The organism is Gammaproteobacteria bacterium, assembly GCA_022340215.1.
GTDB lineage: Bacteria > Pseudomonadota > Gammaproteobacteria > JAJDOJ01 > JAJDOJ01 > JAJDOJ01.
Map to the genome: position 1 here is coordinate 1 of JAJDOJ010000085.1, position 25,157 is coordinate 25,157.

Sequence of the window (25,157 nt, forward strand, 5' to 3'; positions counted from 1 at the left end):
GACTGGGAGTTTGCCGAGAAGTACGGAATTCCCAAGCGGCAGGTGGTGTATGCGGCCGATGGTTCGGATGGTGGCATCGAGACGGGCGCCTGGACCGGCCGGGGTGTGCTGAAGGATTCCGGTCCGTTCGAGGGACTCACCTCGGAGGCCGCCATGGATGCGATTGCCGACTGGCTGTCCGAGCGGGACCTCGGCGGAAAGGAGATTCACTACCGGCTGCGGGACTGGGGCGTGTCCAGGCAGCGCTACTGGGGGTGTCCGGTGCCCGTGGTCAGGACGGCGGACGGCGCCATCGGCCCGGCCCCGGAACTGCCTGTCACCTTGCCCGAGGACGTCACGGTGGACGGTTCGGTCTCGCCACTGGCGAAGATGGTTGCATTCTTCGATCTGGGTGGTGGAACCGTGCGGGAGACCGATACCTTCGATACCTTCTTCGAATCCTCGTGGTACTACGCGCGCTATTGTTCCCACGATTGCGACACGGCGATGCTGGACGACCGGGCCCGGTACTGGCTGCCGGTCGACCAGTACGTGGGGGGAATCGAGCATGCGGTACTCCACCTGCTTTATGCAAGGTTCTTCAACCGGCTGATGCGTGACGAGGGGCTGGTCGATTGCGACGAGCCGTTTACCCGGCTGCTGACCCAGGGAATGGTGGTCGCCGAGACCTATTACCGCGAAGACAACGACGGCAAGCGCCACTGGTTCAACCCGGCGGAGGTCGAGGTCGAACGCGACGAGCGCGGGCGGGTCGTCTCCGCGATCCTGTCCGAAGACGGACAACCCGTGTCACCGGGTGGCGTGGAGAAGATGTCAAAATCGAAGAACAATGGTGCCGATCCCCAGACCCTGATCGATCGGTACGGCGCGGATACCGTTCGGCTCTATACCATGTTTACCGCGCCGCCGGACCAGTCCCTGGAGTGGTCCGACGAGGGGGTCGAGGGGGCGAATCGCTTTCTCAGGCGCTTGTGGGCCCTCGCGCGACGCCACGACGCCGGTGACCCTGCGGATTCGGGCAGCCACAGCCCGGGTGAAGCTCAGAAAGCGGCCCGCCGGGAGGTCCACGCCGCGCTGAAAAAGGCGCGCTACGACTTCGAGCGGCACCAGTTCAACACCGTGGTGTCCGCGTGCATGACCATGGTGAACACGCTCTACAAGCTCGGGGACACGGGGCCTGACCGTACGGTCCTGCGAGAGGGGCTGGGCATCGTGCTGCGCCTGCTGGGTCCTATCGCGCCCCACGTCACTCATCATCTCTGGCGGGAACTTGGATTCGGTAACGACATCCTCGACGCGGGCTGGCCGCAGACCGACGAAGAGGCCCTTCGACAGGACAGCGTGGAATATGTCGTGCAGGTCAACGGCAAGGTCCGGGGCAAGGTTTCGGTCGATGCCGGCGCGGACCCCGAAGCCGTCGAGGCCGCCGCCTGCGGGAGCGAGAACGTGCTGCGGTTTCTCGCAGAGAAGTCCGTACGCAAGGTGATCGTGGTCCCCGGGCGTCTGGTCAATATCGTGGCAACGTGACGGGGACGCTACGCAATTCGCCCGTGACCGGCGGCTACTTTTCCGGAGCGAGGAGCGGCAATGCCGGCCTGGGTGCGATGCTGTTGTGTCTGGCCCTCTCGATCGTGCTGACGGCGACATCCGCGGGCTGCGGGTTCCGGCTCCGCGGCCAGGTCGCGCTGCCCGAACCGTTGTCACGCACCTACATCGAGGGCGTGCCCGAGTACTCGGATTTCGCGACCGAACTGCGCCGGACCCTGCGGGCGAATGGTGCCGAAGTGATGGATGAACCCGAGCAGGCGGATTCGGTCATTCAGATCGCCAGCAAGCGAAGCGGGCGTCGCGTCCTCGCAGTGAACGAGAGTGGCAAGGCGCTCGAGTTCGAGTTTTTTGTCGTGGTTGTGTTTTCGGTGCGGAACCGCGAGAAAAAGCCGGTGATCGAGCGGCAGACCATCAGTGTCACGAGGGACTTCATCTTCGACGAGAACGAGGTGTTGGGCAAGGCGGCGGAGGCGCAGACCATCCTCAGTGACATGGAAGCCGATGCCGCGAGGCTGATGATGCTTCGCATGCAGGCGATGGCGCCATGAGCAGGGCGATGCCGGGCGAAAGGCCGCGAGCCGGGTCGGAACCAGCCCGATGAAGCTCCGGTTCGAGCAGCTCGCCGGGAACCTGCGTCAGGGACTTGCCAAGGCGTATCTGGTTTGTGGCGACGAGCCCTGGCAGCAGTTGCGCGCTGCCGACATGGTTCGCAAGCAGGCGCAGGCGGCCGGCTACAGCGACCGGCGTGTGCTCGAGGCGGGGAAATCCTTCGACTGGAACGCCCTGGCCTTTGAATCGAGTGCCTTGTCCCTTTTCTCCGAGATGATCCTGCTCGACCTGAGATTGCCGGGGGGCAAGCCGGGCGCCGAGGGTAGTCGTGCCCTGGCCGCCTGGGCGAAGGACCCGCCCGAAGGGACGGTCCTCCTGGTGACGGCCGGGCGCCTGGATCGAAAGGCGATGAACGGCGCCTGGGTACGCGCCCTGGACGCGGCTGGAGTCGTGCTGCAGGTCTGGCCGCTGACCGGCAGGACACTGAGCGACTGGGTCACCGCCCGATTCCGCGAGAGCGGCCTGGAGGCGACGCGCGAGGCCGTACAGTACCTCGTCGCGCGGGTCGAGGGAAACCTGCTGGCGGCGGATCAGGAGATCGAGAAACTCGCGCTGTTGCGCCCCCCGGGTCGGCTGGATACCGATTCCCTGATGGCGGCCGTGTCGGACAGTGCACGCTACGATGTCTTCGACCTGTCCGATGCCCTGCTCGCCGGTGACGTGCCGCGTAGCGTCGCCGTTCTCGACGCCCTGCGTGGCGAAGGAACGCCCGAGGTCCTCGTCCTCTGGTCTATTGCGAACGCCGTGAGGGTGATGGTGGCGGCCGCGTACGCGGCGCAGCAGGGCCAGGCACCCCCGCCAGGGTGGCCGCGATTCCCCCGGGAACGCGTCGCGCTCTATCGTCAGGCGTTGCGGCGTGTGTCGCGGCCTCGCTGGGAGGAACTGCTGCGCCGCTGCGCCCGAACCGATGCGAGGATCAAGTCGGATGCCGGGGCCGACAAATGGCAGGAACTGTTACAATTGGCGATTGCCGTGACCGGACGTGGGCCGAAGATGCTGCCTCGTCCCACGAGGGCCATGGCGGATTGGTTGCTGGAGGCGTAGCGGTGGAGCTGAAGGGGTTGTCGATCCGGAAGTGTGGAATATGAGCGCGATTCCCGTCGAGCACGCCTTTGACGTATCCGTGTACATGGCGGAGCTGGGGGTTCGTGCCCGCGAGGCTTCCGCCGGGATGGCCATGGCCTCGTCGCAGGCAAAGGATGATGCGCTGCGCTCCATCGCCGATCTTCTGGAGCAGGGCGTGGACGCGCTGAAAGCGGAGAATCGCAAGGATCTGGAGGCCGGTCGCCGCAACGGGCTCGATGCGGCCCTGCTGGATCGTCTGGCGCTGAATGACGGGCGTATCGGGTCCATGGCGGAGGGGCTGCGGCAGATTGCCGCATTACCCGATCCCGTCGGCGAAATTTCGGAAATGAAGTATCGGCCTTCCGGGATCCAGGTCGGCCAGATGCGCGTACCGCTGGGCGTGATCGGGATCATCTATGAATCACGGCCCAACGTGACCGCGGACGCGGCCGGTTTGTGCCTGAAATCCGGCAATGCCGCGATATTGCGCGGGGGGTCCGAGGCGATCCATTCCAATCGCGCCATCGCTCGGTCTCTCCGTGCGGGGCTTGCCGGGGCGGGCCTGCCCGTGGAGGCCGTGCAGGTTGTCGAGACCACGGATCGCGCCGCGGTCGGCGAGATGCTGAGGATGAAGTCGGCCATCGACGTGATCATCCCCCGCGGCGGCAAGGGACTGATCTCACGGGTTAGCGACGAATCGCTGATTCCGGTGATCAAGCACCTCGACGGGATCTGTCACGTCTACATCGATGACTCCGCGGACCCCCGGATGGCGGAGGCCATCGCGTTCAATGCGAAGACGCATCGCTACGGCGTGTGCAATGCCATGGAGACCCTCCTGGTTGCGCAGGGCGTCGCAGCGCGGATCCTGCCGCGGCTGGGCGAGAGATACCGGGCGGCGGGGGTCGAGTTGAGAGGATGTCCGCGTACGCGCGAGATCCTCGCAGGAATCAGGGAGGCCGAGGAAGAGGACTGGCGTGCGGAATACCTGGCGCCGGTGCTGGCCATCCGGGTTGTCGACGGGCCTGACGAGGCGATCGCGCATATCAATACCTACGGCTCGCACCACACCGACAGTATCGTGACCGGGGACTATGCGCGGGCCCGTCGGTTTCTGCGGGAAGTCGATTCCAGCTCGGTGATGGTCAATGCATCGACCCGGTTTGCCGACGGGTTCGAGTACGGTCTAGGCGCCGAGATCGGCATCAGCACCGACAAGCTGCACGCACGGGGCCCGGTCGGTCTGGAAGGGCTCACCACCCGCAAATTTATCGTTCTCGGTGACGGCAATATTCGCGCGTAACCCGGCTTGCGGCAACCGGGGTGGTTCTCTGACGGCACTACCGCCCATGCCCACATGATCGGTATCTTCGGCGGGACCTTCGATCCCCTCCACTTCGGACACCTGCGCCCGGTTGGTGAACTGGCGGCGGCGCTGCCGTTCGAGGAGATCCGTTTTATCCCCTGCCGGGTTCCACCACACCGCCCCCGGCCCGAAGCCACGCCGGAGCAGCGATGGTACATGCTGACCCGGGTGGTCGGACGGACACCCGGATTGGTCGCCGATGACAGGGAACTTCGTCGTGAAGGGGTGTCGTACACCATCGACACCCTGGAGGGGCTGCGCAGGGAACTTGGTCCGGACAAACCGCTGGGCCTGATCATGGGGAGCGACGCCTTCGCCAGCCTCGATACCTGGCATCGCTGGCGGGATATCCCGGGACTCGCCCACATCGTCGTCATGCGTCGTCCAGGTGCCGAACTGCCGGTGCGCGGCGCCGTCGCCGATTTCCTAGAGGGCGCGCGCGTGGATGACCCGGCGGCGCTGTCGACGCGTCCGGCAGGGGGCGTTTTCGTCCAGGACGTGAGCCCGCAGGAGGTCTCCTCGACGGCCGTCCGTGAATGTATCCGCGAAGGGAGGCAACCGCGATTCATGCTACCCGGATCGATCTGGTCTTACATCCGCAGGACCGGCCTGTACCTGGGGAATGACGCAAATTCCGGAACCGACGATTAAACGAATGATGAACGCAGAGAAACTGGAGGAGATCGTCATCGATGCGCTGGACGGTCTCAAGGCGGTCGATGTCCGGGTCCTCGACGTCAGGGACCGAACCTCCATTACCGATATCATGGTCATCGCCAGCGGGACCTCGAATCGGCACGTCAAGGCGCTGGCCGAGCACGTGATCGATAAGGCGCGCCGGAACGGGGTCAGACCACTTGGGGTCGAGGGGGAGCGGGAGGGCGAGTGGATCCTCGTTGACCTCTGCGATGTGGTGGTTCATGTGATGCTGCCCCGGGTTCGCGATTTCTACAATCTGGAGAAACTCTGGGCGATCGACGCGCCGGAAGCGATTTCAAAGCTGGGTGACCAGGCGTAGAAGTTGCGGATCCGGCTGGTCTGTATCGGGACTCGCCCGCCTTCCTGGGTTCGGGAGGGGTATCGGGACTACGCGCGGCGGTTGCCGCGCTCCTGTGCCCTGGAACTGGCCGAAGTTCCACCGGCGCGATCCGCTCGCTTGCGCAATTCGCGTAGCGCGCGGAACGACGAATGCCAGCGCCTTCTCGCCGCCGTCCCCGACGGGGACTACCGCGTCGCCCTGGACGAAACGGGTGAGCAGTGGACGACGAGTGAACTCTCGCGGGTGCTGGAGAACTGGATGGGACAGGGGCGCAACGTTTCGTTGATGATCGGAGGCGCGGATGGTCTCTCAAACGAGTGTATCGACGCAGCGGACACCCGCTGGTCTCTCTCGAGACTGACCTTCCCCCACGCGATGGTCCGCGTCGTGGTGGCGGAACAGATCTACCGGGCATGGACGATCCTTCAGCATCATCCCTATCATCGGGCGTGAGTTCCGAATTGTGGGAACGGCGGCCGTGTATCGTGCTGGCCTCGGCATCGCCGCGGCGCCGGATCCTGCTCGAGCAGATCGGCTTCGACTGTGAGGTCAGGCCTGTGCACGTAGACGAGTCCCGGCTCCAAGGCGAGTCGGCGCAGCGCTATGTCAGACGGCTGGCACTGGACAAAGCGCAGGCCCCGACCGTTCCTGACCTGCTGCCCGGTCGCCAGCTTCCGGTGGTTTGATCAGGTCGCGTGTAGACTCAGTGTAGGATAAATCGAGCGTGTGGGGTGCCAACCGGTCCCGCCGGTCGGTTACCGGCGAAGCCGGGTACCAGACGTTCCCGTGTCTCAAAGCTCTTACCGGTGAGCGGGCAACCTCCATCACCAGGGCATGTCGAACCCCGAGTCCGGACTAATTCATGCTATCACGTGTGCAGCATCCCGTCCCGCGCTGATATAAATCAAATGAATTCAGGCAAATGAGTGAAGAAATCCTGATCAATATCACGCCACAGGAGACGCGGGTCGCCATCGTGGAGAACGGTGTCCTGCAGGAGGTGCGCATCGAGCGGTTGCGGTCTCGCGGGCTGGTCGGAAACATCTACAAGGGCAGGGTGTGTCGCGTCATGCCGGGAATGGATGCGGCTTTCGTCGATATCGGACTGGAGAAGGCAGCCTTCCTGCACGCCGCCGATATCAGCAGACCGCCGGAGATCGTCAACGGCGAGATGGGCGAGCGCCGCGAATGCGAGCGCAAGGACGAGACCATCACCGAGATGCTGCACGACGGGCAGGAGGTCTGCGTCCAGGTCGTCAAGGACCAGCTCGGCACCAAGGGCGCACGCCTGACAACGCATGTCACTATCCCGTCGCGATATCTCGTCCTGATGCCTAACGCCGACAACGTCGGCGTGTCGTCCAGGATCGAGGATGAGCAGGAACGCCAGCGCCTGAGGGAGATCGTCGACAGATTGCGGGAGGAGTTCGGTTCGGACTGCGGGTGCATCCTGCGCACGGCGGCCGAAGGGGCGAGTGAGGAGGCGCTGCGCCGTGACATGCGGTTCCTCGTCACGCTGTGGGAAAAGATCGAGGAGCGGTCACGCCAGGCCCCGTTGGGATCGGAGGTCTATACCGATCTCGAACTCGTGTTTCGCACCCTGCGCGATCTGGTCGGCGACGAGGTCGAGAAGATCCGCATCGACTCCCGGGAGACGCTGACCCGGGTGGAGACCTTCATCGACTCCTTCGTTCCCGAATTGAGGGGACTCGTCGGCCACTATCCGGGGGAAAGACCGGTGTTCGACCTGTACGGGATCGAGGACGAGCTGCAGAAGGCCCTGCAGAGAAAGGTCCAGTTGAAGTCCGGTGGTTATCTGATCATCGACCAGACCGAGGCGATGACGACGATCGATGTGAATACCGGTGGATTCATCGGACACCGGAATCTTGAGGAAACCACGTTCAAGACCAACCTCGAGGCTACGCAGGCGATCGCCAGGCAGTTGCGGCTGCGTAATCTGGGTGGAATCATCATCATCGACTTCATCGATATGATCCAGGCGGAGCACAGGAGCCAGGTCCTTCGTTCGCTGGACGCGGTGCTGCAGAAGGACCATGCAAAAACGCAGGTCTGCGAGGTATCGAACCTGGGCCTGGTCGAAATGACACGCAAGCGAACTCGGGAAAGCCTCGAGCACGTGCTCTGCGAAACCTGTCCCACCTGCGGGGGGCGCGGGTCGGTCAAGACTGCGGAGACGGTCTGCTACGAGTTGTTCCGCGAGATCCTGCGCGAGGCGCGGCAGTTCGAGGTCAGTCAGCTGCTCGTGCTGGCATCGCAGGAGGTCGTGGACCTGCTGCTCGACGAGGAATCCGCCAGCCTGGCGGAACTCGAGGCCTTCATCGGCAAACCGATCAAGTTTCAGGTCGAGGCCCTGTATGCCCAGGAGCAGTTCGACGTGGTGCTGATCTGAGGCCGGTGGCGCAAGGCGGCGACGCACCGCCGCAGCCGTTTGAACCCAGGTGAAACGTCTACTCCAGCAATACAGTACCGCCGGCTGGGTGATTCTGAGTACCGGGATCGTTCTGTTCGCGCTGCTGATCACGATCGCGAGGCTTGTCCTTCCCGCCACGGCCGCGTATCGGGGCGAGATCGAGCGGTTTCTCGGGCGGACCATCGACCACCCCGTCACCATCGGGTCCATGCAGGCTCGCTGGATGCGCTTTTCTCCCCACATCTTTCTGCGCGATGTCAAGGTCCTGGATCAGGATCATGGTCCGCCGCTGCTGACGCTCGGTGAGGTCTACCTGAAGATCGACTGGGTAGCGTCGGTGTGGCGCCGCACCCCGGTCATCGATTCCCTGGCGGTGACCGGGAGCACCCTGGGTATCGTCAGACGGACCGACGGATCCATCGCGTTCGAAGGGTTCGACACGGGGGGCGCGCACGATCTCGCCTGGCTGCGGAAGGACCTCCTGAAACGATCGAATCTCACGCTGCAGTGGCTGGACAGTCGGGTCCGCTGGCGCGACGAGGCAAGCGGAGCCGAGCATCTGCTCGAGGGCGTCGACATCTCGATGGTCCACCGGCAGGACCGGTACCGTGCGGTAGCCTATGCCGCTCTGCCCCCGGCGTTGGGAAAGGACATCGAGCTGATCGCGGAGATCCGGTCCGAGAACCTGGATCGAGACTCGTTGCAGGGCAAGGTCTACGCCCGCGCCCGGGGCCTGCGGGTCGATGAGCTGGCGGCCCTTGGATTGCCGGGCATTCGGGGGGAGGGAGGAAACGGGGCGCTTTCCTTCGAGTTGTGGAGCCAGTGGCGGGAAGGGCGCCCGAGCCGGGTGTCCGGTCGGATCGACATGGGGGGGGTGGAGGTCGATCCGTGGATCGTGATCCCGGGGATGGAGCGGCATCCGGAACGAATCGACCGGCTCAGCGTCGACGGGCTGTGGGCGGGCGGATCCGAGGACTGGCGGCTCGATCTGGAGAACATCACCCTACGGATCAACGGCCGGGCCATGCCCGGTAGCGAGGCCGCGCTCGCATACCGTACGACGGAAGACGGCAGTGCCAGCTGGCGCGGGCAGTTCGATGCCCTGAGTCTCGAAGGTCTGGCGAGCCTGGTTTCGCGTCATCGGTCGGTCGCCGGGTTTCTGAACGGCGTCATCGGTGAGCACCGGGTGGAGGGTACGCTGAGGGATGTCCTGCTGGTCCTTCGACTTCGAGGCGGGTTGCTGGAGCGATTCGGTGTGAGCGCGGATTTCGAGGATCTCGGCCTGGTATCGTCCCGGGACCTGCCCTCGGTCGCCGGTCTCGACGGTCAGTTGAGCCTGGATCAGGACAGCGGTGAAGTGTCGCTCGAGAGCAGTAGCGTCGCCTTCGAGCTGCCGGCCCTGTTTCCGGATCCACTCTACGCCGAGGTTCTGAACGGAGATATCGAGTGGCACTGGGACGGATTCCTGTTGAAGCTCAGCACGGGTGTCCTGTCGCTGGACAACGACGATATCCGGATCGACCTGAGCGCCGATGCCTGCTGGGGTAACGGGACGCGCAGACTGGACCTCCAGGCGGCCTTCCACGATGGAGACGGGTCGGCCCTCGAACGCTACCTGCCGGTCGGGGTCATGAAGCCGCCCGTTGCGCGCTGGCTGCGCGAATCGATTCTCGACGGGCAGGTCGCCTCGGGCGGAGCGGTGTTGCGGGGCGATCTCGCGAACTTCCCCTTTGACCACGACGACGGCGAATTCAGTGCGTGGGCGCGAATCCGCGATGGGGTGCTGATGCCCCGTCCCACGGACCTGCGTATCGAGCAGATCGACGCCGACCTGAGCATCGAGGGACGGTCCCTGGCGTTACAGGCCGATCATGCTTCGCTCCTGGGACTCGCACTGCATGACGTACGCGCCGAGATCCCGGTGCTCAATCGTGCGAGATTGAGTTTCACCGGCGAGGCCGAGGGGCCGTTTGCCGGCATTGCCAGTGTCTTGGGGGCGATGCAGCCGAAGGCGCAGCGTGCCGATGGACAGTACGATTTCGACTACTCCGGAAACGGAGCGCTCACCCTGGACCTTCAGGTTCCATTGGCGCGTGCCCTAAGGGCCAGCGAGAAACCCCGGGCCAAGGGCTCGGTGCGACTGGCCGACGTTGGCATCGGGTTAGGTCACGCGGGGCTGGACTTCGAAGGGGTGGACGGACTGGTCCATTTCAGTCCCGAGGACGGAATCCGCGGCCACGACCTGACCGGAAGACTGGCCGGGTTACCGGTCAGCGCAAGCCTTGCACCAGGGCCCGACAAGTCGACGGCAATCAGGATTCACGGGGGGCTGGACGCCGGCAAGGCACTGGCTGAGGCCGGTTCCCCGATCGCGGACGATGTGAGCGGTGAGGCCCGCTGGACTGCCGAGGCGATCGTATCGCGATTTCGCAAGGGGACCGGACGTAAGATCGATCTTACCGTCGAGTCCGATCTCGCCGGGGTGTCCGTGGAATTGCCGGCTCCGCTGGGCAAGGCGGCGCCCACACGCAGACCTCTCTCTCTGGCTACTACGATAACGACGACGGCGCTCGAACCGATCCGCATTCAGTACGGAGACGGTCTATCGACGATCCTGGCGTTTTCCCGTGCTCGAGACGGGCTGGAGGTGAACCGCGGCGAGGTTCTGCTGGGTAAGGGTACGGCCGCCCTGCCGACGGATGGTTTTCGTATCCGGGGGAATACCGGTACGGTCCCGGTGGACGCGTGGATGGATTGGTATGCCGGCTTCCTCGCGGCGCCGCGTGCCAAGGGTGCGTCCCCGGGTTTGGGGGCGGTCGCCAGGAAGCTCAACGAGGTGGACATCTCCGTGGACGCGCTGGATACCGGCGGGTGGCAGATCACGGATTTCAGGCTGGCGGCGCGAAAGCGCTATCGCGCCTGGTCGGTGGAGACGACCTCGTCACTGGCCGCCGGTACGATACAGATCCCCGGGACGGTGAGCTCGGCTCGCCCGGTTCGCGTGCAGCTTGACTACCTCGATCTCCCGACGCCGATCGGGCCCGGCGAGGATAGAGCGGAACCGGCTGAAGGTTCCGTCGGTCGGCGCAAAGGCCTGAATCCGGGAAAACTGCCTCCGCTCAAGGTTCGGATTGACCGGGTCAGTCTGGGAGAGCGCGAGCTGGGGGAGCTTCGACTCCAGACCTCCCGTGTGGCGGACGGGATGCACATACATGACCTCGAGGTACGCATGGACAATATCGTTGCGCATGCCACCGGGGACTGGCGGTCGTCGGGAGCCGGTCGCCAGGGCACCACGCTTTTCTTCAAAGTCGAGAGTCCCGATCTCGGCGCGGCGTTTCAGCACCTCGAGCTCGACGACAGTCTGGAGGGGGGACGGGCCGATCTCGAGTTCAACATCAGCTGGCCCGACGTGCCGTACCGGCCGGGATTCCAGGGCCTGCGGGCGCGCGGCAGCATCTCGATTGCGGACGGACGTATCCTCAACATCGAACCCGGGCTCGGCCGGGTCCTCGGTCTCATCAATCCTGCGGTCCTGCAGCGCCGGTTTACCCTGGACTTCCGAGACATGTTCAAGAAGGGATTCGCCTTCGATTCCATCAAGGGCAATCTCGTGCTCGTTGGTTCCGATCTGTATACCCGCGATCTGGCGATCAAGGGCCCATCCTCGGAGATCGAGATTTCAGGTCGAACCGGTCTGGTCGCCAGGGACTACGATCAGGTCGTCGCGGTGACGCCGCAGCTGGGACTGGGGCCGACCATTGCCGGGGCGGTCATCGGTGGGCCGGCCGTGGGCGCGGCGGTATTCGTCGCCGAACGCCTCCTGAAACAAACGGGGGCCGATCTCAGCAGCGTGAGCCGGATCGAACTCAAGGTGACGGGGCCCTGGGACGATATCCGGGTCCGGCCCGCGAATCTGGGCGACAGCGGCGACGTCGAACTGTTTGACGCGGAGGGGGATTGACATTGCGTTCGGGCGGGGGCCGTTATTGGCGCTGCGGGCAAAAGTGCTATGCTCCCGCCAAACACCGGTCGACCCCGCATGAAAAAAGTTGCAGCTATCCAGATGGCCTCCGGCCCCAACGTTGACGCGAACCTCCTGGAGTCGGAACGTCTGATTCGGAAAGCGGTGGATCGCGGCGCGGAACTCGTGGTGTTGCCGGAAAACTTCGCACTCATGGGTATGTCCGAGCAGGACAAGGTGAGTCTTCGCGAGAAAGACGGTGAGGGACGTATCCAGGATTTCCTCGCGGACCAGAGCCGTCGACACGGACTCTGGATCGTCGGCGGGACGCTGCCGATCGAATCCCCCATGCCCGACAAGGTCTACGCGGCCTGTCTGCTGTTCAACGACAAGGGCGAGCGGGTGGCGCGCTACGACAAGCTGCACCTGTTCGACGTCCGGATTTTCTGCAGCGGAGAGAGTTACAACGAGTCCGAGACCATACTCAGTGGCCACGACGTGGTCGTCGTGGACACGCCTTTCGGTCGTCTCGGCCTGGCGGTCTGTTACGATCTACGGTTTCCCGAGCTGTTTCGACACATGCTCAGCGCAGGGATGGAACTCATTGCCCTGCCGTCGGCCTTTACGGCGATCACGGGAAGGGCGCACTGGGAGAACCTCATCCGCGCGAGGGCCATCGAGAACCTGTGCTACGTGATCGCCGCGGCCCAGGGCGGCTATCACCTCAATGGACGCGAGACCTGGGGGCACAGTATGCTCGTCGATCCCTGGGGCACGGTGATGGAACAGATCCCGCAGGGTTCCGGGGTCGCTGTCGCCGACATCGATAAAGCGCTACTCGATTCGATCCGCCGCAATTTCCCGGTAATCGACCACCGTCGATTCGACGGCCCCTCGGCCTGACGGTCCGCCGGACGGCGTCCCGCCGGGATGCCATCGGATTATTCGTTCGCCGCCTGTCCCACCCCGAATCCGGCGAGTTCCGTCTCGTCGAGCGAATCGAGTTGCAGCGGGGAATCGAGCGTCATACCGTCCATATGGACCTTGTCGCCTCGAAGTTTCAGCCGGCCCTCGCAGAACCACTTCACCACGAGCGGGTAGATCACGTGTTCCTTCTCCAGGACGCGCGCCGCGAGTGAATCCGGGTCGTCGCCGCGGTGCACGGGCACCGCGGCCTGCAGGATCACGGGTCCCCCGTCCAGTTCCATGGTCGCGAAATGCACGCTGCAGCCGGCTCGCGAATCGCCGGCCTCCAGGGCGCGGCGATGGGTGTTCAGTCCCCGGTATTTCGGCAGGAGCGAGGGATGAATGTTGACGAGGCGATCACTGAGCGGGTCGACGACGAGGTGCGTGAGGATACGCATGAAGCCGGCCAGGACCACGAGATCCGGTGCGAAGGAACGGATCCGTGCGATCAACTCCCGGTCGAACGCCTCCCGGTTCGGGAATCGCCTGTGATCCAGGACCTCCGCGTGGATCCCGGTATTGGCCGCCCGCTCCAGGCCGAAGGCCCCGGTTTCGTTGCTGATGACCGCGACGATACGGCCGTCGATCCGGCCACGGTCCACCGCATCGATGATGGCCTGCAGGTTGCTTCCGCTACCCGAGATCAGCGCGACGATGTTGCAGGGTACTTTCATTCCCGGTCCGTCGATCAGCCGAAGCGACGGCCTCCGCACGCGGTCAGGACGGGGGGCATGCACAAACGCAGACCGTTGCGCGGCTCATTCATACCGTACCCGGGAGGGACCGTCTCGCGGTGTCACCCTGCCGAGGATCCACGAGTCGATGCCGCAATCCTCCACCCGGGTGCGGACCCTGTCGATCGCCTCTCCGGAAACGACCGCGATCATTCCGATCCCGCAGTTGAATGTCTTCAGCATTTCCATCTCATCGATCCTTCCCGTTCGCCGGATCCAGTCGAACACCTCCGGTCGGGGCCAGCGCTTCGTGTCGACGACCGCCTCGTGCCCCGGCGGCAGCACCCTCGGGAGGTTTTCGGTAATGCCGCCGCCGGTGATATGCGCGAGCGCGTGCAACCCGGCCTCCCCGACCAGGGGGAGCAGGGCGTCGACGTAGATGCGGGTGGGCCGCATCAGGGCTTCGCCCAGCGTAGCGTCACCCAGTGTCGTGGACGGGTCGGTGCCACGCGTCTCGAGGATCCTGCGGATCAGGGAGTAGCCGTTCGAATGGGGCCCGCTGGACGCGAGACCGACGAGTACGTCCCCCGCACCGACCCGCGAGCCGTCGATCAGGCGGTCGCGCTCCACGATCCCCACGCAGAAACCAGCGAGATCGTAGTCGCCGCTGGCGTACATCCCCGGCATCTCCGCGCTTTCGCCGCCGATCAGGGCGCACCCGGCCTGACGGCACCCCTCGGCGATGCCCTCGATCACCGTTGCGGCGGTCTCCAAGTCCAGACTCCCGGTTGCATAGTAGTCCAGGAAAAACAGGGGTTCGGCGCCCTGCACCAGGATGTCGTTGACACACATGGCGACCAGATCGATGCCGACGCCGTTGTGCAGGCCCAGTGCGGCGGCGAGCTTCAGCTTGGTGCCGACCCCATCGGTTCCCGAGACGAGGACGGGGTTGGCGTATCGTCCCTGCGGCAAGGCGAACAGCCCGCCGAACCCGCCGATACCGCCGAGTACCTCTGGGCGTCGTGTGCTTTCCACGGCCGAACGTATCCTCTGCACCAGGCGGTTGCCGGCGTCGATGTCGACCCCTGCGGCGCGGTAGTCGAGCGAGGGCGAGTCTTGTTGGTTTGAACGTTCTGACATGGTCGGACGCGTTGGGAAGAGCGCGAATGGTAGCCACAGCCCGGGTGGGAGTAAACCGCTGCCGGCGTTCCCGTCCTTTTAGTGGGGCTGGCCAACCCTGCTGAGTCGCGGACTTATGTGGTATGTTACTCGCCGATTCCGGCGCGGTCCCGGACTTCAGTTCCACCGGCTCGACACGCCCCGACAGCGACAGGAATGACCGACAAACCGACAACGAGATTCGCTGCGCGACCAGGCGGGATTTACCGGCTGCGCGCCTTGCTGCTCGTCTGCCTGCTTTGTGCCGCCTCCGCACACGGTGTTCCGCTCGATACGCTCTATGACGCCGAGGCGCCCGTCGCGACCGGCGAGGAGCCGGACCGCAACAAGGGGTTTCGTGATGCGCTCGCCGAGGTGCTGGTCCGACTGACCGGGAAGACGGACGCCGCGCGCAGACCCGAATCGCAGGAGATACTGGGACGCGCGGGTGACTTCGTCGAGCAGTTTCGCTACAGGGACAGTGGGTTGGAGGAACCGGCCTACCTGATCTGGGTACGGTTCGATGGTCCCGCGCTCGAGGAGGCCGTGAGTCAGGCCGGTTTGCCGGTGTGGCGTAGCGAGCGGCCCGCGGTGCTCGTGTGGCTGGCGGTTGCCGGCGGTGTCGGTGACCGGCGTCTTCTCGGGGAGAGTGACGCCGAGCCCGCGACCCGTACCCTGAAGGACGCGGCGACACGCCGCGGCGTACCCGTGGTGTTGCCGCTACTCGACCTGGAGGACAGGAAACACGTCGGGGTCGCCGATGTCGCCGGTGGTTTCGACGACAACGTACGTCACGCGTCGGTGCGTTACGGTCCCGATGCCGTGTGGATTGGGCACGCGCGCGGAGGCCGCGACGGCTACTGGAAGGTCGACTGGCGGCTCTACCTCGGCAGCGAGGTCCTGGATTGGCGTTCCGAGGGCACGAGCCTTCAGGGGGCGGTCGAGCAGGGGGTCGAGGGACTGGCCGACAGGCTCGGCGCGAGGCTTGCCGTCCTTGACCGCTCGCAGAGTCCCGATCGCGTCATTCTCGAGGTCGATGGGGTCGCCAGTATGCGGGACTACGCCCGCCTGCAGCGCTACCTCTCTGGGGTCGGGCGGGTAAGCGTGTTTCGACCCTGGCGCGTCGAACCGGGCCATGCCGCCTGGCTGCTGCAGCTGCGAGGCAACCCGGACGATCTCGTCAGCGAGATTTCGCTCGGTACCACGCTCACCGAGGTTCCTCCGGAGGAGGCGGGGACAGGGACCGTGAACGTACCGGTATTCGCCCGGTACGGCGAGTCCCCGCCAGCCGATCGGGCCGGCGCGACGGGGCCGGTCGAGAGCGATGCGGGTGTTGGAGAAATAAGCGGCGGAACGATTGGCGAAGCACCCGTCGCTCAGGGTATACCTGACACAATACAGGCGCTGCCGGTACCCGGTGAGCCCGGTGCGGTATCACGGATCGGGGGGACTGCCGATACCGGTCTGGTGCCCGATGTCGCCTATGAGGAACTTCGTGTCCTGCATTATCGGCTGATGCGTTAGAGGGAAACCCTGGACATATGAGCGAGACGGATGCGGCGCAAGGCGCACGGCGCACGGCCACCAGGAAACAGAAGCTGGATGGGAGAGGGAACGAGCGCGCAACGCAGCGATGCGCCGTCGCAGCCGGACGTTCGGGGTTTCGGCTGCGTACGAGGTCCGAATGAACGTACGGCAGATCCCGAACGTCATTACGGTGGTTCGAATTGCCCTGGTTCCCGTGCTCGCCTGGATGCTGCTCGACCAGCGTTTCGTCCTTGCCCTGATACTAGCGGCGTTCATGGGGGCCAGCGACGGTCTGGACGGATTTCTGGCGAAGTTCTATGGCTGGCAGACCCGCCTGGGTTCCTTCCTGGACCCGTTGGCGGACAAGATCATGCTGGCGGCGACCTATCTCTGTCTGGGATGGCTCGAGTTGCTGCCGTACTGGCTGGTCGCGCTGGTCATCTTGCGTGATCTGATCATCCTGGCGGGCGCCGCCACATACCACGCGATCACGCACAAGCTGGAGATGCAGCCCAGCTACATCAGCAAGCTCAATACCGTCGTGCAGATTCTACTCGCGCTGATCGTGGTGCTGGACCAGATCGTGTCGTTACCCGAGAGCCTCTTGACGGTCCTGATCGGCGTTACGGTGGTGACCACCGCGGCCAGTGGGGCCGATTACGTCGTGCGGTGGACGAACCGCGTTCGCTGTCAGGGCGGGAGTTGCACCTGACGATGCGCCCGCAGACCCCCTCGATGCAACAACTGCCACTCGCCGTCGGACTCCACCCCTCGGCCACGTTCGACGTCTACCATCCCGGGGAGAACGCCGCACCGGTGGCCCATCTGATGGACCTCGCACGAGGGGGCGATCGTCGCGGGGAACCCGAACCCGCCCAGGTCTACCTGTGGGGGCCGGAGGGGACAGGAAAGACGCATCTCCTTCAGGCCTGCTGCCATCTGGGCGGGTCCGACGGACGTCGCGTCGCGTATCTCTCCATGGACGCCCTCGGGGAACGCGCCGGGGAGGCGATGGCAGGACTGGAGAGCCTGTCGATGGTCTGCGTGGACGACCTGGATGGTGTCGCCGGGCGGCGCGAGCGCGAAACGGCGGTATTCGCACTGATCAACGCCTGCCGATCCAGCGGTACGACGCTCGTCTTCGGGGCCGATCGTAGCCCCTCCGGGCTCGGCATCGGTCTGCCCGACCTCGCCTCGCGGCTGGTCTGGGGTGCCGTATACCGTATCCAGCCGCTGGACGACGACGCCAAGCTGGTCGCGCTCGGTAATCATGCGCGCCAACGAGGATTCGCCCTGAGCGCGGACGTCGGAGGCTACCTGCTCAACCACTGCTCCCGGGACATGGTCGGCCTGATGTGCCTGATCGACCGCCTCGATCGCGGATCGCTCGTTGCCAAGCGACGGATCACGATTCCGTTCATCAAATCGACTCTCGAATAGGGACTCGCGACCCCTTGCGCCTCAAGTCCCGGCGTCGTTCCTCAGTCCGGATTCGGGTGTGATTCGTTCCAGCCCGGAGAGGGCCTCCATCTGTTGCCAGCGGTTGATGATGTTGCAAAAAAGGTCAGCGGTTTTCTCGGCGTCATAGACGGCCGAATGGGCCTCGTTGGTGTCGAAGGGGATATTGGCGGCGTCGAGGATTCTGGACAGTACCGTCTGCCCGTGCGCCATGGCGCCGAGTGTCACCGTGTCAAGACTGCTGAAGGGGTGAAAGGGGTTGCGCTTGATCTCGTTGCGTGCCACGGCGGCATTGACAAACCCCAGGTCGAACGCCGCGTTGTGGCCCACCAGGATGGCACGGTTACAGTGGTTCGCCTTGATCGCTTTGCGTACCTTCCCGAACACGAACCCCAGCGCATCACGTTCCAGCAGGGCAATGCGAAGCGGGTGCCAGGGGTCGATGCCGTTGACCTCCAGAGAAGCGGCTTCGATGTTCGCCTCCCGGAAGGGCTGAACGTGTGTCGAGACCGTTTCCCCCCTGCTGAAGAACCCCCTATCATCCATCTGTACGAAGACGGCGGCGATCTCGAGAAGCGCGTCGGTGGCTGCGTTGAAACCGCCGGTTTCCACGTCCACCACGACCGGGAGGAATCCCCGGAAACGCCCGCCGATCGGGTGAGCCACGCTACTTTCAGACATGGAAACAGCTTAACGGATGCCGGGCATGAATGCGAAAACCGGTCGCGCGAGCACACTCGGGACGCTACCCGCCCGCTTCGTCTGTCTGCCGATTATCCTGGCGGTCGATACCACCGACGCTGGATGGCCACCAGACTACGCGCGGGGTTTGCTGTGGGGACTGGGGCATGATCAGGGACAGGTGAGCTACCTGTACGGCACGATCCACTCGCAGGACGAGCGCATCCTGCCTTACCTCGAGCGCGGCACAATGCCTTCGTGGCGGTCGGCGCCCTGCACTTGCCCGGGGATGATGGTATCCTCTCGCTTCTCGAAAAGCGGGGTATCCGTGTGCGGGCGCTCTACCGATACCCCGCGCCCTGTCCGGACTGTCCGGGACGGGCAGCCCGAACGGTCGGATACCGCCGGGAGTCGGCAGGTCCGTGGGAGGTCGCCAGGTGTCGGGTGCGTGCGGCTATCTCCGGTTTTCGCGGATCCCGGTTTATCGACAAGTCGAGTAGCCAGCGACCCGGCATCGGTTCCGATGCCAGGTCGCTGGCGATTCAAGGCCCATCATCGCTGCCGGCGGCAGCAGTCTCGATGCCTTCCGCCGACAACGCCGGGAGTCAGGACATGAACAGCCAGATTGCCACTCACGACGACGACCCGCAGGAGACCCAGGAGTGGCTGGACGCCCTCGATGCCGTCATAGAGGTCGAGGGGATAGCGCGCGCGCACCAGTTGCTGGAAAGGCTGATCGACAAGGCGAGGCGGTCCGGTGCGAACCTCCCGTACTCCGCCAACACGGCCTATGTCAACACCATCCCGCCGCATCTGCAGAGGCGCTTGCCTGGAGATCAGGCAATCGAGCGAAGGATCCGGTCCTACATCCGCTGGAACGCCATGGCCATGGTGGTCCGCGCCAACCAGAAGAGCAGCGAGCTGGGCGGACATATCGCGACCTTTGCCTCGTCCGCGACCCTGTACGACGTCGGTTTCAACCATTTCTGGCGTGCACCGAGTCACGAGCACGGTGGCGATCTCGTCTATATGCAGGGACATTCCGCGCCGGGTATCTACGCGCGTGCATTTCTCGAGGGGCGATTGACCGAGGACCAGCTCGACCACTTCCGCCGCGAGGTCGACGGAGGCGGTCTGTCGTCGTATCCGCACCCCTGGTTGATGCCGCATTTCTGGCAGTTTCCCACCGTTTCAATGGGGCTCGGCCCGATCATGAGTATCTATCAGGCCCGCTTCCTGAAGTACATGCACGACCGGGGCCTGGCCAATACGCGCGACCGCAGGGTCTGGTCGATCATCGGGGACGGTGAGGTCGACGAGCCGGAGACCCTGGGTTCCATCACGCTGGCCGGACGCGAGAATCTCGACAACCTCGTCTTCATCGTCAACTGCAACCTGCAGCGCCTCGACGGACCCGTGCGCGGCAACAGCAAGATCATCCAGGAGCTCGAGGCGATCTTCCGTGGCGCGGGCTGGAACGTGATCAAGGTGATCTGGGGGTCCTACTGGGATCCCCTGCTGGCGAAGGACGCCAGCGGCCTGCTGCGGCAACGTATGGAAGAGGCCGTGGACGGCGACTACCAGAACTACAAGGCCAAGGACGGGGCCTATGTGCGCGAGCACTTCTTCGGCAGGTATCCCGAACTCGCCGACATGGTCGCGACGATGTCGGACCCGGATATCTGGCGGCTGAACCGAGGGGGACACGATCCGCATAAGGTGTATGCCGCCTACGCCGAGGCGGTAGCGCACGGGGGACAGCCTACGGTGATTCTGGCGAAGACGGTCAAGGGTTATGGCATGGGCGCCTCGGGCGAGGCGCAGATGCGCACGCACAGCCAGAAGAAGCTGGGAGCCGACGACCTCAAGGCGTTTCGTGCCCGCTTCAACATCCCCCTGTCCGATGACGAGGCGGCCGAGGCGAAGTACTACCGGCCCGCGGAGGACAGTGAGGAGATGCGCTACCTGCGCGATCGGCGCGCCGCGCTGGGCGGTTCGCTGCCGGTGCGCAAGACGCTGGGTACGCCGCTGGAGATCCCCGATCTCGAGGTGTTCGCGCCCTTGCTGGGAGACAGCGGCGATCGCGAGATGTCCACCACCATGGCCTTCGTGCGGATGCTGACCCTGCTGACGAGAGACAAGAAGATCGGCCGCAACATCGTGCCCATCGTGCCCGACGAGGCACGGACCTTCGGTATGGAAGGGATGTTTCGCCAGCTGGGGATCTATTCCTCGTCCGGGCAGGTGTACACGCCGCAGGACAAGGACCAGATCATGTACTACCGGGAAGACAAGTCCGGTCAGATCCTGGAGGAGGGGATCACCGAGGCGGGAGCGACCTCGTCCTGGATCGCCGCGGCGACTTCGTACAGCACGCACGGCGTGAACATGGTGCCATTTTATATCTTCTATTCGATGTTCGGGTTCCAGCGCGTGGGCGACCTGCTGTGGGCGGCCGGCGATATGCAGGCTCGCGGGTTTCTTATCGGCGGCACCGCGGGACGCACCACACTGGCCGGCGAAGGGCTGCAGCATCAGGACGGTCACAACCTGATCACCGCGGCGTCCATCCCCATCTGCGTCAGTTACGATCCGACCTTCGCCTACGAACTGGCAGTGATCGTCCACGACGGCATGCGTCGTATGTACGTGGGGCAGGAAAACATCTTCTATTACATCACGGCGTTGAACGAGAATTACACCCACCCGGCGATGCCGCCAGGGGCGGCCGAAGGCATCGTGAAGGGGATGTACCGGTTCCGCAAGGGCGGACGCAGGAAGCTGCGCGTCCAGCTCCTCGGCAGCGGCGCCATACTCCGCGAGGTGATCGCGGCGGCCGGACTGTTGAAGGAGGACTTCGGCGTGGACAGTGACATCTGGAGCGTCACCAGCTTCAACGAGCTCAAACGCGAGGCGCAGTCGATCGATCGCCACAATCTGTTCCACCCCGAGTCGGAGCCACGCGAGAGTTACTTGGCCCAATGCTTCCACGGCGTGTCTGGCCCCTTCATCGCCGCAACGGACTACATGAAGAACTACGCCGACCAGATCCGTGCCTATGTGCCGGGCCGCTACTTCGTCCTGGGTACGGACGGGTTCGGGCGCAGCGATACGCGCAAGTCCCTGAGACGGCACTTCGAGGTGGACCGTTACCACGTGGCTTATGCCGCGTTGAAGGCGCTCGCGGACGATGGGGCCCTGGAGCTGGCGAAGGTCGGTGAAGCGCGTGAAAGGTACGGCATCGATCCGGAAAAGATCGATCCGGTGCGTGCCTGATTCTTGCGGAGAGGAATCGACATGGCCGACATAATCGACGTCAAGGTTCCGGATATCGGTGACTTTTCCGAGGTCGAGGTCATCGAGGTCCTGGTCCGCTCGGGCGATCGGGTGCGCGAGGAGGATTCGCTGATCACCGTGGAGTCCGACAAGGCCTCGATCGAGATCCCGTCATCGAGCAGCGGGACGGTCGAGGAACTTCGTCTCGGGGTGGGCGACAAGGTATCTCAGGGCGACGTCATCCTCACGCTGTCGCCCACGGCGGATCGACCGGAGCCCGAGGTCGAATCCGCACCGGCACCTCAGCCTTCGCAGGATACAGGCAAGGCGAAGGAGGCACCCTCCGAGGCGCCTCCTGATTCGGAGCCGTCGAAGGCCGCCGAGGCGCCGACGCTGGGGCCCCGGCCATCTCCGACCGCCCATATCGATCGGGAGCGTTTCCGCAAGGCGCACGCCAGCCCGGCGGTGCGGCGCTTCGCCCGGGAGCTTGGGGCCGATCTCGGTCATGTTTCCGGTACCGGACCCAAGGGGCGGATCCTGAAGTCAGACGTCCAGGAGCATGTCAAACACGCCATGGTGTCCGGTGGCGGCGGATTGTCGGTGGACGAGGTGCCGGAGATCGATTTCTCCGCGTTCGGCGAGGTCGAGACCCGGCCGTTGACCCGGATCAACAAACTGACCGGACGCAAACTGCACCGCAACTGGGTGCGGGTCCCGCACGTCACGCAGTTCGATCAGGCGGACATCACGGAGCTGGAGTCGTTCCGCAAGTCGCTCGATGCGGAATACGGTGACAAGGGGATCAAGGTCACGATCCTGTCGTTCCTGATGAAGTCGCTGGTCTCGGCGCTGAAGGAGTTTCCGCACTTCAATTCATCCCTCGACCCGACTCAGGAAAACCTGATCCTGAAGCACTACTATCACATCGGTGTCGCCGTCGACACGACTCGGGGCCTGGTGGTTCCCATCGTTCGGGACGCCGACCGCAAGAGCCTGGTCGAGGTGGCGGCCGAACTGATGCAGCTCAGTGCCCGAGCCCGTGAAGGCAAGCTGTCTCCCGGCGACATGCAGGGAGGATGTTTCAGCATCTCCAGCCTCGGCGGGCTAGGCGGGACTGCGTTCACGCCCATCATCAATGCCCCGGAGGTCGCGATCCTGGGTGTGTCGCGCGCCTCGATGCAGGCGGTGTATCGGGATGGCGCTTTCGTGCCGCGTCTGATCCTGCCGCTGTCCCTGTCCTACGATCACCGGGTCATCGACGGTGCGGACGGCGTCCGGTTCACGACCTTCCTGAGCTCGCTGCTCTCTGACACGCGCCGCATGCTGTTGTAGCGGCGCATAAGGAAACTCGGTGGAAACCGCATGAGCAAGACAATCAAGGTCGAGGTACCGGACATCGGGGACTTCCGGGATGTCGAGGTCGTCGAGGTCCTCGTCTCCCCGGGAGACCGGATCGAGGCGGAGGGTTCGTTGATTTCCCTGGAGTCCGACAAGGCCACCATGGAGCTGCCGTCGCCGGCTGGCGGTATCGTTGGTGAACTCCTGGTGTCGGTCGGCGACAGGGTGTCGCAGGGAGACCCGATCCTCACGCTGACCGTCGAGGATGCGGCTGCGGCTGCAACATCGGCGCAGCCCGAACCACAGGCCCTGCCCGCCGGGGCGGGCTCAGGGCCCTCCGCCGTGTCTGCGAAAGCGCCGGGGTCAGCCGCGACTCAGGACGCGGAGGCCGATGTGGTTGCGGAGGTGGCCGTACTCGGGTCGGGACCGGGCGGCTACACGGCCGCGTTTCGCGCTGCCGACCTGGGCAAGCGCGTGGTGCTGATCGAGCGTTACCCAACCATTGGCGGGGTGTGCCTGAACGTCGGCTGTATCCCGTCCAAGGCCCTGCTGCACACCGCGCAGATCATCAACGAGGCCGACGCCTTCTCTTCTCACGGCATCAGCTTCGGCAAGCCGGAGATCGATCTTTCCGGACTCGGTGCCTGGAAGGACGGGGTGGTGAAGAAGATGACCGGGGGGCTGGCCCAGTTGGCGAAGCAGCGCATGGTGACCATCCTCCAGGGTACGGGGCGCTTCGTATCACCGGAGCGCATCGAGGTCGAGACCAGCGATGGAACGAAGGTGGTGGCGTTCGATCGGGCGATCGTCGCGGCCGGCTCGGAACCCGCCCGGTTTCCGATCTTTCCCTGGGATGACTCACGGGTTATGGATTCTACCGGGGCACTGGAGCTGCGGGACGTTCCCGAGCGCCTGCTCGTCGTGGGAGGTGGCGTGATCGGTCTGGAGATGGCCACCGTCTACCATGCGCTGGGATCCAAGGTTACCGTCGTCGAGTTGACGGACGGCCTGATCCCAGGTTGCGATCGGGACCTTGTTCGCCCTCTGCTCAAGATCGTCAAGAAGCGCTACGAAAAGATCCATACCGCAACGCGGGTGGTTTCCGTCGAGGCGCGGCCGGATGGCCTGGAGGTGCGTTTCGAAGGCAAGGGCGCGCCCGAGTCCGAAACCTTCGATCGGGTGCTCGTCTCGACCGGACGTACACCCAACGGCCTCAAGATCGGTGCCGAAAACGCCGGGGTCAAGGTGGACGAACGCGGGTTCATCCCCGTGGACGACCGGATGCTGACCAACGTAGGACACATCCATGCCATCGGCGACATCGTCGGCCAGCCGATGCTGGCGCACAAGGCGGCCCACGAGGGCAAGGTGGCCGCAGAGGTCTGCGCCGGGTTGAAGTCGCATTTCGATGCCCGCGCCATCCCTTCGGTGGCCTATACCGACCCGGAGGTCGCATGGATGGGCATGACCGAAGAAGAGGCCAAGGCGGCGGGGGTGGAATACGACAAGGGTGTCTATCCCTGGGCCGCCAGCGGACGGTCGCTGAGCCTAGGGCGGAACGAGGGGATGACGAAACTGCTGTTCGGCAAGGATCGTAAATTGATCGGCGCCGGGATCGTTGGCCCCAATGCGGGAGAACTCATCGCGGAGACCGTGCTGGCCATGGAAATGGATGCCGACCCCGAGGACATCGCGCTGACGATCCATCCGCATCCGACGCTGTCGGAAACGGTGTGCTTCGCCGCCGAGGTGGTGGACGGGACCGTCACGGATCTCTACGCACCGAAGAAACCCACCGGGTAGTACCGCTTCTCGTTCGACGTTGCCGGGATCCCGTTCTAAGGCGATTTCTGTCAAATGACATACCATCCTGCTTGTCTTTGTCGTCCGTCCTCTGTGTTGCGACAACAGTCACATAGTTCGACTATGCGCCTGTTGTCGCGTCTTGATGACGAACGATCCCGGCGCTGCGCTGTCCCTGCTTTGCTTGGGCACCGGTCTTGGGCTTCCTGCCCAAGCCGTTCACTGCTTCGCAGTTCACCCGGCGCGATCTG

20 protein-coding genes and 1 pseudogene are annotated in these 25,157 nt (G+C 64.5%); 18 read left to right on the forward strand and 3 right to left on the reverse strand.

Annotated elements, in window-relative coordinates; genetic code table 11:
- From LJE91_06295 to LJE91_06345, 11 genes are all read left to right on the forward strand, one after another.
- Nucleotides 1–1,527 (forward strand): class I tRNA ligase family protein (locus LJE91_06295; protein MCG6868343.1); only part of this gene is annotated, 1,527 nt, incomplete at its 5' end.
- Entirely contained in the window at nucleotides 1,524–2,096 is a 573-nt protein-coding gene (locus LJE91_06300; protein ID MCG6868344.1) for a hypothetical protein, read from the forward strand. The genes LJE91_06295 and LJE91_06300, both read left to right, overlap by 4 nt.
- A 49-nt stretch (nucleotides 2,097–2,145) precedes the next feature.
- Nucleotides 2,146–3,201, forward strand: coding sequence for a DNA polymerase III subunit delta (gene holA, locus LJE91_06305; protein ID MCG6868345.1), 1,056 nt, complete (start codon nucleotides 2,146–2,148; stop codon nucleotides 3,199–3,201).
- A gap of 40 nt (nucleotides 3,202–3,241) precedes the next feature.
- Nucleotides 3,242–4,525 carry a glutamate-5-semialdehyde dehydrogenase gene (locus LJE91_06310; protein ID MCG6868346.1) on the forward strand — a complete coding sequence of 428 codons (1,284 nt, stop codon included), beginning with the start codon at nucleotides 3,242–3,244 and terminating at the stop codon, nucleotides 4,523–4,525.
- A 54-nt stretch (nucleotides 4,526–4,579) separates the two neighbouring features.
- Nucleotides 4,580–5,239 (forward strand): nicotinate-nucleotide adenylyltransferase, encoded by a 660-nt coding sequence (nadD, locus tag LJE91_06315; protein ID MCG6868347.1) that lies wholly within the window; start codon nucleotides 4,580–4,582, stop codon nucleotides 5,237–5,239.
- A gap of 7 nt (nucleotides 5,240–5,246) precedes the next feature.
- Entirely contained in the window at nucleotides 5,247–5,606 is a 360-nt protein-coding gene (rsfS, locus tag LJE91_06320) for a ribosome silencing factor (protein MCG6868348.1), read from the forward strand.
- A gap of 3 nt (nucleotides 5,607–5,609) precedes the next feature.
- On the forward strand, nucleotides 5,610–6,080 hold the full coding sequence (gene rlmH / locus LJE91_06325; GenBank protein ID MCG6868349.1) for a 23S rRNA (pseudouridine(1915)-N(3))-methyltransferase RlmH: 471 nt from the start codon (nucleotides 5,610–5,612) through the stop codon (nucleotides 6,078–6,080).
- On the forward strand, nucleotides 6,077–6,313 hold the full coding sequence (locus tag LJE91_06330; GenBank protein MCG6868350.1) for a Maf family protein: 237 nt from the start codon (nucleotides 6,077–6,079) through the stop codon (nucleotides 6,311–6,313). The genes rlmH and LJE91_06330 overlap by 4 nt, the downstream gene beginning before the upstream one ends.
- Before the next feature lie 236 nt (nucleotides 6,314–6,549).
- On the forward strand, nucleotides 6,550–8,040 hold the full coding sequence (rng, locus tag LJE91_06335; protein ID MCG6868351.1) for a ribonuclease G: 1,491 nt from the start codon (nucleotides 6,550–6,552) through the stop codon (nucleotides 8,038–8,040).
- Nucleotides 8,041–8,089: 49 nt separating this feature from the next.
- On the forward strand, nucleotides 8,090–12,025 hold the full coding sequence (locus LJE91_06340) for a TIGR02099 family protein (protein ID MCG6868352.1): 3,936 nt from the start codon (nucleotides 8,090–8,092) through the stop codon (nucleotides 12,023–12,025).
- A 78-nt stretch (nucleotides 12,026–12,103) separates the two neighbouring features.
- Nucleotides 12,104–12,928, forward strand: coding sequence for a carbon-nitrogen hydrolase family protein (locus tag LJE91_06345; protein MCG6868353.1), 825 nt, complete (start codon nucleotides 12,104–12,106; stop codon nucleotides 12,926–12,928).
- Nucleotides 12,929–12,966: 38 nt separating this feature from the next.
- Here the strand turns inward: LJE91_06345 and purN are convergent, their stop codons facing one another.
- Nucleotides 12,967–13,665 carry a phosphoribosylglycinamide formyltransferase gene (gene purN / locus LJE91_06350; GenBank protein ID MCG6868354.1) on the reverse strand — a complete coding sequence of 233 codons (699 nt, stop codon included), beginning with the start codon at nucleotides 13,663–13,665 and terminating at the stop codon, nucleotides 12,967–12,969.
- A gap of 84 nt (nucleotides 13,666–13,749) precedes the next feature.
- Nucleotides 13,750–14,805, reverse strand: coding sequence for a phosphoribosylformylglycinamidine cyclo-ligase (gene purM / locus LJE91_06355; protein MCG6868355.1), 1,056 nt, complete (start codon nucleotides 14,803–14,805; stop codon nucleotides 13,750–13,752).
- A 195-nt stretch (nucleotides 14,806–15,000) separates the two neighbouring features.
- On the opposite strand from purM, the gene LJE91_06360 reads away from it, so the two are divergent.
- From LJE91_06360 to hda, 3 genes are all read left to right on the forward strand, one after another.
- The gene (locus tag LJE91_06360; GenBank protein MCG6868356.1) at nucleotides 15,001–16,347 is read left to right on the forward strand and encodes a DUF2066 domain-containing protein; all 1,347 of its coding nucleotides are present in this window, start codon (nucleotides 15,001–15,003) and stop codon (nucleotides 16,345–16,347) included.
- 160 nt (nucleotides 16,348–16,507) lie between these two features.
- Complete coding sequence (locus tag LJE91_06365) at nucleotides 16,508–17,062, forward strand: CDP-alcohol phosphatidyltransferase family protein (GenBank protein MCG6868357.1); 555 nt, start codon at nucleotides 16,508–16,510, stop codon at nucleotides 17,060–17,062.
- 23 nt (nucleotides 17,063–17,085) lie between these two features.
- The gene (hda, locus tag LJE91_06370) at nucleotides 17,086–17,790 is read left to right on the forward strand and encodes a DnaA regulatory inactivator Hda (protein ID MCG6868358.1); all 705 of its coding nucleotides are present in this window, start codon (nucleotides 17,086–17,088) and stop codon (nucleotides 17,788–17,790) included.
- 21 nt (nucleotides 17,791–17,811) lie between these two features.
- On the opposite strand, the gene rnt is transcribed toward hda, so the two are convergent.
- On the reverse strand, nucleotides 17,812–18,489 hold the full coding sequence (gene rnt / locus LJE91_06375) for a ribonuclease T (GenBank protein MCG6868359.1): 678 nt from the start codon (nucleotides 18,487–18,489) through the stop codon (nucleotides 17,812–17,814).
- A 258-nt stretch (nucleotides 18,490–18,747) separates the two neighbouring features.
- Between rnt and LJE91_06380 the strand changes: the two are divergent.
- The 4 genes and pseudogenes from LJE91_06380 to lpdA all read left to right on the forward strand — a co-directional run bounded on the left by LJE91_06380 (nucleotide 18,748) and on the right by lpdA (nucleotide 24,906).
- A pseudogene (locus LJE91_06380) lies at nucleotides 18,748–18,825 on the forward strand (TraB/GumN family protein).
- Nucleotides 18,826–19,101: 276 nt separating this feature from the next.
- Nucleotides 19,102–21,765: a pyruvate dehydrogenase (acetyl-transferring), homodimeric type gene (gene aceE / locus LJE91_06385; protein ID MCG6868360.1), complete on the forward strand. Its 2,664-nt coding sequence runs from the start codon at nucleotides 19,102–19,104 to the stop codon at nucleotides 21,763–21,765.
- Nucleotides 21,766–21,786: 21 nt separating this feature from the next.
- Nucleotides 21,787–23,097: a dihydrolipoyllysine-residue acetyltransferase gene (gene aceF, locus LJE91_06390; GenBank protein ID MCG6868361.1), complete on the forward strand. Its 1,311-nt coding sequence runs from the start codon at nucleotides 21,787–21,789 to the stop codon at nucleotides 23,095–23,097.
- A 30-nt stretch (nucleotides 23,098–23,127) separates the two neighbouring features.
- On the forward strand, nucleotides 23,128–24,906 hold the full coding sequence (gene lpdA, locus LJE91_06395; GenBank protein ID MCG6868362.1) for a dihydrolipoyl dehydrogenase: 1,779 nt from the start codon (nucleotides 23,128–23,130) through the stop codon (nucleotides 24,904–24,906).
- Nucleotides 24,907–25,157 lie beyond the last annotated feature (251 nt).

What these genes read in the sequence shown, in the direction of transcription:
- holA (MCG6868345.1), top strand. Translation starts at nt 2,146, where the DNA reads ATGAAGCTCCGGTTCGAGCAGCTCGCCGGGAACCTGCGTCAGGGACTT.
- LJE91_06310 (MCG6868346.1), top strand. Translation starts at nt 3,242, where the DNA reads ATGAGCGCGATTCCCGTCGAGCACGCCTTTGACGTATCCGTGTACATG.
- nadD (MCG6868347.1), top strand. Translation starts at nt 4,580, where the DNA reads ATGATCGGTATCTTCGGCGGGACCTTCGATCCCCTCCACTTCGGACAC.
- rsfS (MCG6868348.1), top strand. Translation starts at nt 5,247, where the DNA reads ATGAACGCAGAGAAACTGGAGGAGATCGTCATCGATGCGCTGGACGGT.
- rng (MCG6868351.1), top strand. Translation starts at nt 6,550, where the DNA reads ATGAGTGAAGAAATCCTGATCAATATCACGCCACAGGAGACGCGGGTC.
- LJE91_06345 (MCG6868353.1), top strand. Translation starts at nt 12,104, where the DNA reads ATGAAAAAAGTTGCAGCTATCCAGATGGCCTCCGGCCCCAACGTTGAC.
- purN (MCG6868354.1), bottom strand. Translation starts at nt 13,665, where the DNA reads ATGAAAGTACCCTGCAACATCGTCGCGCTGATCTCGGGTAGCGGAAGC.
- purM (MCG6868355.1), bottom strand. Translation starts at nt 14,805, where the DNA reads ATGTCAGAACGTTCAAACCAACAAGACTCGCCCTCGCTCGACTACCGC.
- LJE91_06360 (MCG6868356.1), top strand. Translation starts at nt 15,001, where the DNA reads ATGACCGACAAACCGACAACGAGATTCGCTGCGCGACCAGGCGGGATT.
- LJE91_06365 (MCG6868357.1), top strand. Translation starts at nt 16,508, where the DNA reads ATGAACGTACGGCAGATCCCGAACGTCATTACGGTGGTTCGAATTGCC.
- hda (MCG6868358.1), top strand. Translation starts at nt 17,086, where the DNA reads ATGCAACAACTGCCACTCGCCGTCGGACTCCACCCCTCGGCCACGTTC.
- rnt (MCG6868359.1), bottom strand. Translation starts at nt 18,489, where the DNA reads ATGTCTGAAAGTAGCGTGGCTCACCCGATCGGCGGGCGTTTCCGGGGA.
- aceE (MCG6868360.1), top strand. Translation starts at nt 19,102, where the DNA reads ATGAACAGCCAGATTGCCACTCACGACGACGACCCGCAGGAGACCCAG.
- aceF (MCG6868361.1), top strand. Translation starts at nt 21,787, where the DNA reads ATGGCCGACATAATCGACGTCAAGGTTCCGGATATCGGTGACTTTTCC.
- lpdA (MCG6868362.1), top strand. Translation starts at nt 23,128, where the DNA reads ATGAGCAAGACAATCAAGGTCGAGGTACCGGACATCGGGGACTTCCGG.